The following is a 13,109-nucleotide window of genomic DNA, read 5'->3' on the forward strand; positions in this document are numbered from 1 at the left end:
ATGAAAAAATTTGGAGGAAACCCAGGATGAAAAAGGTAGTCAAATTCGGAGGCAGCTCTTTGGCCAGTGCGGAGCAGTTCCGCAAGGTGGGAGAAATTATTCATGCGGACAGGGGCAGACGCTATGTCGTGCCTTCTGCACCGGGAAAACGGTTTTCAGAGGATACAAAGGTGACAGATATGCTGTATGACTGTTATCAGTCTGCGGGAAATGCAGCTTTGCTTGAGGAGAAGCTCGCAGCGATCGCGGCACGGTATCAGGAGATCATCAGCGGGCTTTCTCTGGAGCTTAGTCTGGAGGAGGAGTTTGCGCAGATCCGGGAGGCATTTGCCGCGCGCTCCGGAAGTGAGTACGCCGCATCCCGTGGAGAGTACTTAAATGGTATTATCATGGCTGCCTACCTGGAATACGAATTTATCGATGCGGCAGAGGTGATCCGTTTTGATGAGGACGGCGTGTTTGATGCAGAGCTTACGAACGAGATCATGCAGAAACGTCTCCAGGGAGTGGAGCGCGCTGTGATCCCGGGATTTTACGGGGCAATGGCAGACGGCACGGTGAAGACCTTCTCACGCGGAGGTTCCGACATCACAGGCTCTATCGTAGCGCGCGCCGTCCATGCGGATCTGTATGAGAACTGGACAGATGTTTCGGGCTTTCTGGTGACCGATCCGCATATTGTGGAGGACCCGGCTACGATCGAGACGATCACTTACAGAGAGCTGAGGGAGCTTTCTTATATGGGGGCGACGGTACTCCATGCAGATGCGATCTTTCCTCTGAGAAAAGAAGGTATTCCGATCAATATCAAGAATACGAACCGACCGCAGGATGCGGGGACGCTGATCGTGGAGAGTACCTGCCGCCAGCCGAAGTATACGATCACAGGTATTGCCGGAAAGAAGGGCTTTTGTGCGATCAATCTTGAAAAGGATCAGATGAATTCCGAGATCGGTTTTGGCCGCAAGGTACTGCAGGTATTTGAGGAAAACGGGGTTTCTTTTGAGCACGCGCCGTCTGGTATTGACACCTTTACGGTGCTGGTGCATCAGGATGAGTTTATGGAGAAGGAGCAGAAGATCATCTCCGGGCTTCACCGGGCAGTAGAGCCGGATATGCTGGATCTGGAATCGGATCTGGCGCTGATCGCGGTCGTGGGACGCGGCATGCGCGCAACACGCGGAACAGCGGCAAGGATTTTTGCAGCGCTTTCTCATGCGCATATCAATGTAAAAATGATCGATCAGGGCTCCAGCGAGCTCAATATCATCATTGGCGTGCGAAATGAAGATTTTGAGCATGCAGTAAGAGCGATTTACGATATTTTTGTACTGACACATCTGTAAAAGAAAAGAAACGGAGTCATTCAGATGTACGAAGAATCATTTGCCGGAGAAACGGCACAGGCATTTGTATATGAGAGAACGGGAAACAGCGCGGTGATCTGGCGCTGTTTTTCGCATGGTACAAAGGCGCAGATCCCGCAGCAGATCGGGGACTGCCCGGTCCGGGCGATTGCTCCGTATGCGTTTTCTGCGCATATGGAGGAGCGGACGCTGCGCAGGGGGCTGGAAAATGGAAACCTCCATCTGTATGTACCGGAGGTGCTCGGAGGCAGCGCACACTGGATCGCCGGCGGTTCGGGTATCCGTGCCTGCAAAAAGGAGACGTCTGCACAGTCACCAAAAGGGCAGCAGGCGGACCGGGAACAGACAGGTATCCGGGAAATTCCGGCGCTGTGCGGGGATGCGCTGGAAGAAGTCGTATTTCCCGGGACGTTGCAGCGGGTGGGGCGGTACTGCTTCTACGACTGTGCCCGGCTGCACAGCCTGACCTTTTACGGAGAGACCACAGACTGGGGAAGCGGAGTCTTTACCCGTTGTCACAGGGTACGAAATCTGCGTGTCCATACAGATATGGAGGGGAGATCCAGCCTGAAGGAGGTGCTGGACGAGCTTCCGGAGGAGATATTTGTGGAGTATTACGTTCCGGATGAATGCTCCGGCCTGACGTACGCAAGGGCGCAGCTTGTGTTCCCGGAATTTTATGAAGAGGGCGTGGAAAATACGCCGGCAAGGATCCTGGAGACACATGTGCACGGGAGCGGGATGTCTTACCGAAACTGTTTTCAGGGGCGAAGGTTTGATTTCGGGCAGTACGATGCTTTGTTTTCGCGCGCACAGGTACTGGAACGGGAGCAGATCGTATACCGGATGGTACTGGGACGTCTGAGGACTGCGGTAGCGCTTTCAGAAAAAGCACGGTCTGTCTATGAGACATATCTGTGTACGCATGGGAAAAGGATCGCACAGGAGCTGCTAAAGCAGGGAGATACGCAGGAGTTCTGCTGGCTGATAGAGCGGCTGCGGGGAATCGGAGTCAGTGAGTGGGAGTCGCTTGTGCAGGAGCTTGGGCGGGAGGCGGCCGGACTCCATGCAGGAGAAGCGGTAAGCTATCTGATGAACCTCGGGGCAGGAATGCCGCGGAAAACAAAACGCCGCAGACTGGAGCTGTAGGAAATAAAAGCCCGGGCGGCAAAAAGAAAGGAGGGGTGCACAGATGAATCCGGTGTATGAAGAACAGAAGCAGATGCTTGATTTTATAGAGGTGGCGGGCGACATTTTGCGCAATGCGAGAAACGAGTTGTATCTGAATATGCGTTTTCTTGATGTGGCGCTGTCATCGCTTGCGTATCTGCCGGATCAGCAGATCCGTATGACAGGGACCAATGGAAGTATACTTTACTATCAGCCAGATGCGCTTGTGGCGCTGTTCCGAAAAGGGCGTGCATGCGTGAACCGCCAGTATCTGCACAGTATCGTGCACTGTCTGTTCTCTCACCTCTGGGAAAGGAAGGACAGGGATGTCCGGTACTGGAACCTGGCGTGTGATATTGCTGCCGAGTATGTGATCGATGGGCTGTATCAAAAGGCAGTCCATCTGCCAAAGTCCTCCCTGCGGCGTGAGGTCTATCGTATGCTGAGTCAGGAGGGAGAACAAAAGACGGCTGCTTTTGTTGTGACTGCGCAGCGGGTGTACCGTTTTTTGTGCAGGCTGCATCCGGTGCAGGCGCAGCTGGAAGCGTGGGAGCGGGAATTTCTTGTGGATGATCACAGCCGCTGGGAACAGGATCCCAGGGACCAGAAGAGTCCGAGCCCGCAGCAGCGCCGGTGGGAGGATATACGTGACCGGATGCAGACAGAGATGGAGACATTTGCCAAAGAGGCGTCCGATGATGTGAGAAGCCTGGAGGAGCAGATCTGTGCGGTGAACCGCAAACGGTATGATTACAGAGAATTTCTCCGAAAATTTTCCGTGCTGAAGGAAGAAATGCAGGTTGATATGGATTCATTTGACTACATATTTTATAATTATGGGATGGAGCTGTATGGAAATATGCCGCTGATCGAGCCGCTTGAGACGAAGGAGGTGCAGCGGGTAGAGGACTTTGTGATCGTACTGGATACCTCGATGTCGTGTAAGGGAGAGCTGATCCGGCATTTTCTGGAGGAGACGTACAGCGTGCTCAGTGAGTCAGAGGGATTTGCCCGGAAAATCCATGTGCATATTTTGCAGTGCGATGATCAGGTGCAGGAGGATGTGCTTGTGACGAGCCGGGAAGAAATGCGGGAATACCTGGAACATTTTACGGTGAGAGGCTTCGGAGGGACGGATTTTCGCCCGGCATTTGCCCGGGTGCAGGAGCTGCTTGAGCGAAAATGCTTTACAAAGCTGCGCGGGCTGATCTATTTTACCGACGGGTATGGGACATTTCCAGTCAGGAAGCCTCCGTATGAGACTGCGTTTGTTTTCATGAAGGAGGATTACCGCGATGTGGATGTGCCGCCGTGGGCGATCAGGCTGATCATTGATCCGCAGGAATTCAGGGAAGCAGATACAAAAAGCTGAGGTGTAAGGGATGAATATTAAACGTGCAAAACAGGAAATTAAAGATACGATCTCTGCATATTTGTTGAAGGATGCGTATGGGGAATATGTGATACCGCAGATCAGGCAGCGTCCGGTGCTGCTGCTGGGCGCTCCGGGCATCGGCAAGACGCAGATCATGGAGCAGATTGCCAGAGAGTGCGGGATCGCGCTTGTATCATATACGATCACGCACCATACGCGCCAGAGTGCGATCGGTCTTCCATTTGTGTCAAAGCAGGAGTTTGGAGGCAGAGAGTACACGGTGACAGAGTATACGATGAGTGAGATCGTAGCGGCTGTCTATGAAAAAATGGAAAAAACGGGACTTTCGGAAGGAATCCTGTTTATTGATGAGATCAACTGTGTTTCTGAGACGCTGGCTCCGGCCATGCTGCAGTTTCTCCAGTGCAAGACGTTTGGCAGCCATGAGATCCCGCAGGGCTGGATCATTGTGGCGGCAGGAAATCCGCCGGAGTACAACAAGTCTGTGCGGGAATTTGACGTTGTGACAATGGATCGTGTGAAAAAGATCGAGGTAGAGCCGGATTTTGCCGTGTGGAAGGAGTATGCGCTGCGCAGGCAGCTCCATCCGGCAGTGATCGCGTACCTGAATGCGCGGACTGCCAACTTCTATAAAATGGAGACGACCGTGGATGGGAGAAAATTTGCTACGCCGCGCGGCTGGGAGGATCTCTCACAGATGCTTACAGTATATGAACAGCTTGGGCTTACGATGGACCGTGAGGTCATCGGACAGTATGTGCAGCATGAGATGATCGCCAGGGACTTTGCAAATTATCTGGAGCTTTATAAAAAGTATCAGATGGACTACCAGCTGGATGCGGTGCTTGCAGGAAATATTGATCCGCTGCTCTTAAAAAAGGCTGCGCACGCCTCCTTTGACGAGCGGTTGAGCATTGTGAGTCTTCTGCTTGACAGATGCCGTCAGGCATTTGCCAGGGCGGCGCAAAGTGAGCAGGAGATAGCGCTTTTATTTGAAGAATTAAAGACCGTAAAAGAGGGGCTGCTCGGTGTACATGGCGGAGCGCCGGATATTTTTGTGAAAGAGACAGCAGAAACGTTTGCCGTGCAGACGCAGCAGAAAAAGGCGGCGGAGCTTTTGACGAGGGCGCAGGAGCGTCTGCGCAGACGTATCGCAGAGACGCTGGAGGGTTATGCACAGCAGCTTGCAAAGGAGGATCCGTCGGATGGAGAGCAGGCATTTGCGCTGATACGGGAGTGGTTTGACTCAAGGCAGGACAGCCTGGAAGCGCAAAGGGATGCAGCCGGTCAGCTGTTGGAGCACGCCTTTGATTTCCTGGAGGCAGCCTTTGGCACAGGCCAGGAGCTCGTGATCTTTATCACAGAGCTCAATCATGATCCGTACAGCATAAGCTTTTTGCAGGAGTATGACTGCGAGCGGTATTACCGCTACAACAAAGAGCTTTTGTTTGAGGAGAGCAGCCGCGCGATCGAAGCGAGACTGAGAGCGCTCGGAAAATAGAAGTGAAAAAATGTGCGGTACAGAATTGGAGGGTGATCGTATGACACGAAGCGGATGGGCTGCGGAAGCCGCGAAGAGTGCAGCATTTGGATGTACACTGTTTTTCAGTGCAGTATTTGTGCTGCTTGTAGATCAGGATATGGAGCATCTGGCGCTTTTTTCTGATAAACTGGTGTTTATTATGGGAGGCTATATACTGGCAGTAATGCTGATACGGCTGGTCGCAGCGCTTCCGTTTATCCGGAGGCTTGAAGATCTCGATCACAGACCGCGTAACGAAGATGAGTTTATGGAGCAGGTAGAAAACTACTGCAAAAGGAGCGGGCTTGCCTACGAAATTATTCAATATGGAATGCCTGCACAGGTACGGCTGGATGAAGTACGATATTTCGTGAAGGTATCGGAGTACTGCAGTATGGCGAGCGGTATTGTACCGGCGCTGGAATTTACGGTCATGCAGGGCAGGGCGGTTTAACCGCCCTCTCCATTGGCTGCTCATACCCTGGAACATCTATGACAAAACCGCCGCAATCCCTATATCCCAATTTTCTATAAAAATGCTGTGCTTCTTCATCAACCTGTGTAAAAGTCAGAAGCATACCATATCCCTGAGATTTCATGTCAGCTTCCCAATGCTCCATAAGTTTTTTCCCATAACCTTTTCCTTGATAATTCCAATCAACAAATAACATTGTACAAAATGGCGTATTATCCCAAAAAAGATTATATCTCAACAATCCTATCGGTTTACTGTCATTTAATAAAACGTATCCTCTTTTTTCTCTGACTTTACGATCGAACTCCCGTTCCGGCAAATGCTTATCAAGACTATACCAAAACTCTTTATCTTCTAATTGAACATATCTGATTTTCTTTATGTACCCCTCCATAATTCGGTATCGTCACTCCTCACATTAAATTATTTTGATATGTATACCATAAGACTTACAAGTTAATTTGTTAAGGGTGAACATGTGATATTGTGCAATTGATAAAGGTAACAGGAGGGATAGAAATATTGGAGATTTTACAGTATGATGGAAATAAAAAGGGCAGAATGGTATTCTTGAACCAGTATGGCACAGGATTTTTTCAGGTATGAGATTTTGCTTTTGCGCAGATGTCTGTTTGTTGAGGTAAAATTGAGAATTGGCTGTTATGATACATCAAAAGGAGGCAGGATATGTTTCATGTTTTAATTGTAGAAGACGATACAGAGCTTTGCGAGCTGTTCCGAAAGGTGCTGGTCAAGCATGGATATCGGGTGAGCTGCGCGGGGGACGGACAGCAGGCGCTTGCGCGGGTCAGCGAGGAATATGTGGATCTGATCATTTCGGATATTATGATGCCGGTGATGGATGGATACGAATTTGTCTCAGAGCTTCGCGCATCCGGCAGTCAGATCCCGGTACTGATGATCACAGCAAAGAGCGCCTTTGACGATATGCGTCAGGGCTTTTTATCAGGCAGTGATGACTATATGGTAAAGCCGGTCAATGTCAATGAGATGGTGCTTCGGGTAGGCGCGCTTCTGCGCAGGGCGCAGATGATGAGTGAGCACAGGCTTGTGATCGGAAGTACACAGCTTGATTACGATACCATGACTGTTTCTGTCGGAGAGAGCAGTCAGATCTTTCCGAAAAAAGAATTTTTGCTGTTGTACAAGCTGGCAGCTTCGCCGGGACGCACCTTTACGAAGCAGCAGATCATGGATGATGTATGGGGGTATGACACGGAGGCTGATCCGCACACGATAGAAGTACATATCGGCAGACTGCGGGATCGACTGCGGGATAATCCGGATCTTGAGATCGCGACTATGCGGGGGATCGGCTACAAGGTGGTGAAAAAATGAAAAAGCAGGATCGGACACAAAGCAGACATCCCGGGCAGGCGCAGGAGGGAGAGCAGAAGGGACTGAAGATACGTTCCTATCTGACTGTGGCGATCTGGGGCGCGCTGGCTGTTTCTATGGTCATTTCGGCGCTGCTCTTTGCGCTGCTGGACCGTTTTTTAAATCTGCCGCGCAGTATTCCGACGCTTGGGTGGCTTTTGATCTTTAACACACTTATATCAGGGATCATTACCGCCTTTATGAATGGAAAGATCCTTGCCCCGGTCACGCTTTTGAGCAAGGCGATGGCTGAGGTGGCGCAGGGCGATTTTGAGCAGCAGCTTGAGACAACGAGCCGGATCGACGAGATCCGCGATCTGTTTGGCAGCTTTAACGTAATGACGCAGGAACTGCGGGCGACCGAGCTTCTTCAGACAGATTTTGTCTCCAACGTATCGCATGAGTTTAAGACGCCGATCAATGCGATCGAGGGGTATACGATGCTGCTGCAGGATGACGCGCTTTCTGCGGAGCAAAATGAATACGTGGAGAAGATCCTTTTTAATACCGGGCGGCTTTCGGGACTGGTGGGAAATATCCTGCTGCTGTCCAAGCTGGAAAACCAGAATATCCCGATGAAAAGGACGACATACCGTCTGGATGAGCAGATCCGTCAGGCACTTCTTTCTCTGGAGTCAAAGTGGACGCCGAAGGAGATCGCCTTTCAGGCAGATCTGGAAAAGACAGATTATTGCGGCAATGAAGGGCTTTTGATGCATGTGTGGGTCAATCTGATCGACAATGCAGTGAAATTTAGTCCGGTGAGGGCTACAGTCTCACTTCTTTTGAAGAGCGAGGAAGATACGGTGGTATTTTCCATCAAGGACGAGGGACCGGGGATCGCACAGGACGTCAGGAGCAGGATTTTTGATAAGTTTTATCAGGAGGACGGTTCTCATAAAAGTGATGGAAACGGGCTGGGACTGGCGCTTGTAAAGCGGATCGTGGACAGCGAAAAGGGAACCATAGAAGTAAATAACAGGGAGTATGGCGGCTGTTGCTTTACCGTCCGCCTTCCAAAATAGATGCCAAGAAGAAAATTATGAAAGAAAGAGGTTTGCAAAAGATGAGTGAAAAGATTGCTTTTATAGCAGATTCCTGTGCTGATCTGCCAGAAGAAATAAAAATGCGGGAGGGTGTTTTCGTTCTCCCGGTGACGGTAACCTGTCAGGGCAGGGATTATCTGGACGGAGTTGATATTACTCCGGAAGAGATCTACCGGCAGCAGAAAAACGGGGAGCTTCCGTCGACCTCTCTGCCGACCGGAGAGGCGCTGGAAAAGGTATTAAAAGAAGTGCTGGAGCAGGGATACAAAAAGGCAGTGCTCATTACCATGTCTTCTGCTATCTCCGGTACATGGAATATGTGCAGACTGCTGTGCGAAGAATGTGAGCAGCTTTCGTGCGTTGTGCTGGATTCCGGGATGGCAAGTCTGGCAGAAGGCGCTCTGCTGATCGAGCTGATGGATGAGGTGCAGGAGGGAGTCTTATCCTGGGAGCAGATTCCGCAGCGGATGGAGACGCTTAAAAAGAATACGTTCCCGTATTTTGGGATCGATACGCTTGAGTTTTTGCAGAAAACGGGGCGGATCGGCCGGGCAGCTGCGATCGCAGGCAATTTCCTCAATATCATGCCGATTCTGACCTTTGATGAGAAAGGCGTGATCACACCGGTGGAAAAGGTCAGAGGAAAAAAGCAGCGCATTGGGCGGCTGAAAAGCCATGCAGTAGAAGCAGTGGGAGACCATAAGAAATACAGGCTGTATTTTGCGGATGGAGGAGACGCAGAACTTCTTGAAACTCTGAAAAGCAGGATTTTTGAGGAACTGGGAGCTGCCCCGAAGGCTATGACCACGACTCTGGGATGTGCGCTTGCGGCTCATTTGGGACCAAACCTGACAGGAGTATGCGTACAGATTCTGGAGGAGGAGACAAAATGACAGTTTATCAGGAATTACAGCTGAATCAGGCAGGCTCAAAGGCCGCAGTAAAGAACAGCAGGACCGCGCGCGAGCGGTGGTATCATATCGCAGTGTATCTGTTTAAGATCGCCATCACAATGGTATTCTGCTTTGGCTTTGTCACCATTTACAGTATGATATTCGGAGGCGATAACAGCATTGTAGGAGTAGTCGTGCTCCTGTGCCTGATGGTATTTAAAAATGCAGATTTTGGTATGCACACAGGGCAGTCGACAGCTCTTCTGGCAGGCTTTTTTGTCCTTATGGCGATCGGCCCGCATCTGGCGAATGTGACAGGCCCGTTTGTGGGAATGCTGGTCAATATGGCAGCGATCGCGGTGCTGATGCTTCTTGGATGCCACAATCCATTTATGTTTAACCAGTCAACGCTGGTGCTTGGGTATCTGCTCTTATACGGGTATGATGTTTCAGGACGCAGCTATGTGATGCGTCTGGCAGGACTGGCTGTGGGAGCGCTTATCACCTGCGTTGTCTTTTACAGAAATCATGCGGGACGTGTATACAGGAATGGGATCAAAGAGACTCTCAGGTCATTTCGGATAGAATCTGCCAGATCGAGATGGCAGCTGTGCCAGATCCTTTGTGTGCCGCTTGTAGTGTTTATCGCGGAGATCTGTCATATGCCGCGCGCCATGTGGGCAGGGATCGCAGCGATGTCAGTCATCCTTCCGTTTACAGAAGATATGAAATACCGGGTACGAGGCAGGATCATCGGAAACATCGCAGGCGCGGCAAGCTTTCTGGTCCTGTATTACGTGCTACCTCCTTCTGTTTACGCCTATATTGGTATCATAGGCGGGATAGGCGTGGGATTTTCTGTGAAATACGGATGGCAGGCAGTCTTTAATACATTCGGCGCGCTCGCGATCGCCACAGAAGCGTACGGACTTGCGAACGCAATGGGGCTTCGCGTCATACAGAATGTGTTCGGAGTGCTGTTTGCGCTGGCGTTTTGTGTGATATGCAACTGGATCATTTCGAAGAGAGCAGAAATGGTAAAGGAGAAATCAGATGGAGAAGCAATCTGTATGTAGCAAAATAGCGGGTGGTCCTTCCACCCTGTATTACAATGGAACGATCCTGACTATGGATGATGAATGTCCCGCAGTGCAGGCGGTTTTGGTAAGCGGCGGGAGGATCCGGGCAAGGGGCTCCGAAGAGGAGCTGATGGCGCAAAAGGATGAGGATACGATCTGCATTGACCTTGCCGGAAGGACGATGCTGCCGGGATTTATCGACGGGCACAGCCACTTTTCGGGACTTGCCACCTCGCTGTCTCAGTGCGATCTGTCGGGAGCTTCTGATTTTGAGGATATTGTGGCGCTGCTTCGCGCATTTATCCGGGAAAACAGCGTCCCCAAGGGTCAGTGGGTGGTCGGAGTGAATTATGACCACAATTTTCTTTCCGAGAAGCGTCATCCAGATAAGACGGTGCTTGACCGGGTATCGGGTGTACATCCTGTCGTGATCGTCCATGCCTCCTCGCATATGGGCGTGGCGAATTCTGCCGGGCTGGCTGTACAGGGGATCGCGCAGGAGACGGCAGATCCGCAGGGAGGCCGGTATGGGCGAACAGAAAGCGGAGAGCCGGACGGCTATATGGAAGAAAATGCGTTTGTACAGTTTCGCAGCCGTATGCCGATGCCCGATATCGACGAGATCATGAAGCTGTTTCTCCGGGCACAGGAGGTCTATGCGTCATATGGCATCACAACGGTGCAGGAAGGAATGGTGACGCCTCCTCTGTATCAGCTGCTGCAGTATGCCAGACAGAAGGACCTTTTCTATCTGGATCTGGCAGGCTATGCAGATCTGGAGCACTGCGATCAGATGCCGGGGCTGCAGCAGGAAAACCCTGCGTGCTACCGCGGGCATTTAAAAATCGGAGGCTATAAGATCTTTCTGGACGGCTCGCCGCAGGGGCGGACCGCGTGGATGCTGGAGCCGTATAAAGGAGCACAGGACGGCTACCGCGGTTATCCGGTCAAGACGGATGAGCAGGTGTATGCACTGATCCTGCGGGCGCTGGAGGACAACAGACAGATTCTGGCACACTGCAATGGAGATGCAGCCGCGCAGCAGTATATCACACAGTTTGAGAAGGTATGCCGTGAGCATCCGGAATATGCGCCAAACCGTCCGGTTATGGTCCATGCGCAGCTCGTAAGGGAAGAGCAGCTGGAGCGGATGAAAGCGCTTTTTATGATGCCAAGCTTCTTTGTTGCCCACACCTATTACTGGGGCGATATCCACATACAGAACTTTGGCATGGAGCGTGCCGGGCGGATCTCACCGGCGGGCACGACACTTCGGCTCGGTATTCCGTTTACCTTCCATCAGGACAGTCCGGTCCTGCCGCCGGATGTGTTCCAGACAATCTGGTGCGCCGCAAAGCGCGTGACAAAAAATGGAGTGCAGCTGGCAGAGGGTGAGCAGATCAGTGTGTACGATGCGCTCAGGGCAATGACCGTCTATGGCGCTTATCAGTATGGAGAAGAATGTGATAAGGGAATGATCCGGGAAGGAAAGCTGGCAGACCTGATCATCACAGACCGCAATCCGCTTGAGGTGCCTGCAGATGAGGTGAAGCAGATCAGGGTGCTGGAGACGATCAAGGAAGGATGCAGCATATATAAAAGAGAGGCATAAAAAGAGAAGCATGAAAAGAGAGGCATAGGGGAGAGACTGCATAAGGAAGCAGCTTCTCCCTTATGCTTTTTCTCTTTATCTGATCACCCGCAGCCATCCTTCCGGCGCTTCGATGCGTCCCATCTGGATGCCGGTCAGTGTATCATACAGCTTCTTTGTGACAGGTCCCATCTCGTTCATGCCGCTTGGCAGGCAGATCTCCTTTCCGTGGTCAACGATCTTGCCGACCGGGGAAATGACAGCGGCGGTACCGCACAGCCCGCATTCTGCAAAGTCTGCGACCTCGGAAAATGCAACGGGACGCTCCTCGACTGGCAGTCCGAGATAATCTCTGGCAACGGTCAGCAGGGAACGGCGTGTGATAGAGGGCAGGATACTGTCAGATTTCGGTGTGACAACCTTGTTGTCTTTCGTTATGAAGAGGAAGTTGGCTCCGCCGGTCTCCTCCACATACGTCCTTGTGGCAGCGTCGAGGTACATATTTTCATCGAAGCCCTGACGGTGCGCATCCATGATGGCGTAAAGGCTCATTGCATAATTCAGTCCGGCCTTGATGTGACCTGTTCCGTGCGGAGCTGCGCGGTCAAAATCGCAGACACGGATCGTCAGTGGTTTTACGCCGCCCTTAAAGTACGGTCCTACAGGAGTGACGAATACACGGAACTGGTATTCATTAGCCGGCTTGACGCCGATGACAGCGTCGCTTCCGAACATATATGGACGGATATAGAGTGTGGCTCCGGAGCCGTATGGCGGTACGTACGCTTCGTTGGCTTCTACCGTCCTGACAACAGCATCTACAAAACGCTCCTGCGGGAATACCGGCATTTCGAGGCGTTTGCAGGATGCTTCCATGCGCGCCGCGTTCAGATCCGGACGGAAGGTCACGATGCGCCCGTCCTGTGTGGTATACGCCTTCATTCCCTCAAAGCATGTCTGTGCATACTGCAGCACGCCTGCGCACTCTGTGATCGTGACAGTTGCGTCGGAGGTGAGCTGACCGTCTTCCCATGCTCCGTTTTTATAATTTGCGACGAAGCGCTTTTCTGTCGGGATATAGCCAAATCCCAGATTCGCCCAGTCGATATGTTTCTTTTCCATAATAGATATTCCTCCCTTTTCTTTTCAGGTCTTTCCGATATCTGAAATTT

Annotated in this window: 12 protein-coding genes; 10 read left to right on the top strand and 2 right to left on the bottom strand. The window is 51.5% G+C overall.

What is annotated here, in order from left to right; all coding sequences use genetic code 11:
* The first annotated feature begins 26 nt into the window (after positions 1-26).
* The 5 genes from QOX44_RS09970 to QOX44_RS09990 are packed head-to-tail and all read left to right on the top strand — an operon-like array spanning position 27 to position 5,909.
* Positions 27-1,346 carry an aspartate kinase gene (locus QOX44_RS09970; protein ID WP_283682972.1) on the top strand — a complete coding sequence of 440 codons (1,320 nt, stop codon included), beginning with the start codon at positions 27-29 and terminating at the stop codon, positions 1,344-1,346.
* A 24-nt stretch (positions 1,347-1,370) separates the two neighbouring features.
* A complete protein-coding gene (locus QOX44_RS09975) occupies positions 1,371-2,516 on the top strand; it encodes a leucine-rich repeat protein (RefSeq protein ID WP_283682973.1) in 1,146 nt (381 codons plus the stop codon).
* Positions 2,517-2,559: 43 nt separating this feature from the next.
* Complete coding sequence (locus tag QOX44_RS09980; protein WP_283682974.1) at positions 2,560-3,909, top strand: vWA domain-containing protein; 1,350 nt, start codon at positions 2,560-2,562, stop codon at positions 3,907-3,909.
* Positions 3,910-3,919: 10 nt separating this feature from the next.
* Complete coding sequence (locus QOX44_RS09985) at positions 3,920-5,434, top strand: AAA family ATPase (protein ID WP_283682975.1); 1,515 nt, start codon at positions 3,920-3,922, stop codon at positions 5,432-5,434.
* A 40-nt stretch (positions 5,435-5,474) separates the two neighbouring features.
* A complete protein-coding gene (locus QOX44_RS09990) occupies positions 5,475-5,909 on the top strand; it encodes a DUF4318 domain-containing protein (RefSeq protein WP_283682976.1) in 435 nt (144 codons plus the stop codon).
* On the opposite strand, the gene QOX44_RS09995 is transcribed toward QOX44_RS09990, so the two are convergent.
* Positions 5,887-6,324, bottom strand: a complete 438-nt coding sequence (locus QOX44_RS09995; RefSeq protein WP_283682977.1) for a GNAT family N-acetyltransferase — start codon at positions 6,322-6,324, stop codon at positions 5,887-5,889. The genes QOX44_RS09990 and QOX44_RS09995 overlap by 23 nt on opposite strands.
* Before the next feature lie 293 nt (positions 6,325-6,617).
* Here QOX44_RS09995 and QOX44_RS10000 point away from each other — a divergent pair, with 293 nt between their 5' ends.
* From QOX44_RS10000 to QOX44_RS10020, 5 genes are read left to right on the top strand one after another with little or no spacing between them, the layout of a single operon-like run.
* Positions 6,618-7,289 (top strand): response regulator transcription factor, encoded by a 672-nt coding sequence (locus QOX44_RS10000; RefSeq protein WP_283682978.1) that lies wholly within the window; start codon positions 6,618-6,620, stop codon positions 7,287-7,289.
* Positions 7,286-8,353: a HAMP domain-containing sensor histidine kinase gene (locus QOX44_RS10005; protein WP_283682979.1), complete on the top strand. Its 1,068-nt coding sequence runs from the start codon at positions 7,286-7,288 to the stop codon at positions 8,351-8,353. The genes QOX44_RS10000 and QOX44_RS10005 overlap by 4 nt, the downstream gene beginning before the upstream one ends.
* A 41-nt stretch (positions 8,354-8,394) precedes the next feature.
* The gene (locus QOX44_RS10010; RefSeq protein ID WP_283682980.1) at positions 8,395-9,267 is read left to right on the top strand and encodes a DegV family protein; all 873 of its coding nucleotides are present in this window, start codon (positions 8,395-8,397) and stop codon (positions 9,265-9,267) included.
* Entirely contained in the window at positions 9,264-10,343 is a 1,080-nt protein-coding gene (locus QOX44_RS10015; protein ID WP_283682981.1) for an FUSC family protein, read from the top strand. The genes QOX44_RS10010 and QOX44_RS10015 overlap by 4 nt, the downstream gene beginning before the upstream one ends.
* Entirely contained in the window at positions 10,321-11,958 is a 1,638-nt protein-coding gene (locus QOX44_RS10020; protein WP_283682982.1) for an amidohydrolase, read from the top strand. Before QOX44_RS10015 ends, QOX44_RS10020 begins: the two co-directional genes overlap by 23 nt.
* Before the next feature lie 75 nt (positions 11,959-12,033).
* Here QOX44_RS10020 and QOX44_RS10025 read toward each other — a convergent pair whose 3' ends face one another.
* Complete coding sequence (locus QOX44_RS10025) at positions 12,034-13,059, bottom strand: branched-chain amino acid aminotransferase (protein WP_283682984.1); 1,026 nt, start codon at positions 13,057-13,059, stop codon at positions 12,034-12,036.
* Positions 13,060-13,109 lie beyond the last annotated feature (50 nt).

This window comes from Parablautia sp. Marseille-Q6255 (assembly GCF_951230155.1).
In the GTDB taxonomy this organism is placed as follows: Bacteria; Bacillota; Clostridia; order Lachnospirales; family Lachnospiraceae; genus Choladousia.

What these genes read in the sequence shown, in the direction of transcription:
- QOX44_RS09995 (WP_283682977.1), bottom strand. Translation starts at nt 6,324, where the DNA reads ATGGAGGGGTACATAAAGAAAATCAGATATGTTCAATTAGAAGATAAA.
- QOX44_RS09980 (WP_283682974.1), top strand. Translation starts at nt 2,560, where the DNA reads ATGAATCCGGTGTATGAAGAACAGAAGCAGATGCTTGATTTTATAGAG.
- QOX44_RS10005 (WP_283682979.1), top strand. Translation starts at nt 7,286, where the DNA reads ATGAAAAAGCAGGATCGGACACAAAGCAGACATCCCGGGCAGGCGCAG.
- QOX44_RS09990 (WP_283682976.1), top strand. Translation starts at nt 5,475, where the DNA reads ATGACACGAAGCGGATGGGCTGCGGAAGCCGCGAAGAGTGCAGCATTT.
- QOX44_RS10020 (WP_283682982.1), top strand. Translation starts at nt 10,321, where the DNA reads ATGGAGAAGCAATCTGTATGTAGCAAAATAGCGGGTGGTCCTTCCACC.
- QOX44_RS10015 (WP_283682981.1), top strand. Translation starts at nt 9,264, where the DNA reads ATGACAGTTTATCAGGAATTACAGCTGAATCAGGCAGGCTCAAAGGCC.
- QOX44_RS09970 (WP_283682972.1), top strand. Translation starts at nt 27, where the DNA reads ATGAAAAAGGTAGTCAAATTCGGAGGCAGCTCTTTGGCCAGTGCGGAG.
- QOX44_RS10025 (WP_283682984.1), bottom strand. Translation starts at nt 13,059, where the DNA reads ATGGAAAAGAAACATATCGACTGGGCGAATCTGGGATTTGGCTATATC.
- QOX44_RS09985 (WP_283682975.1), top strand. Translation starts at nt 3,920, where the DNA reads ATGAATATTAAACGTGCAAAACAGGAAATTAAAGATACGATCTCTGCA.
- QOX44_RS10000 (WP_283682978.1), top strand. Translation starts at nt 6,618, where the DNA reads ATGTTTCATGTTTTAATTGTAGAAGACGATACAGAGCTTTGCGAGCTG.
- QOX44_RS10010 (WP_283682980.1), top strand. Translation starts at nt 8,395, where the DNA reads ATGAGTGAAAAGATTGCTTTTATAGCAGATTCCTGTGCTGATCTGCCA.
- QOX44_RS09975 (WP_283682973.1), top strand. Translation starts at nt 1,371, where the DNA reads ATGTACGAAGAATCATTTGCCGGAGAAACGGCACAGGCATTTGTATAT.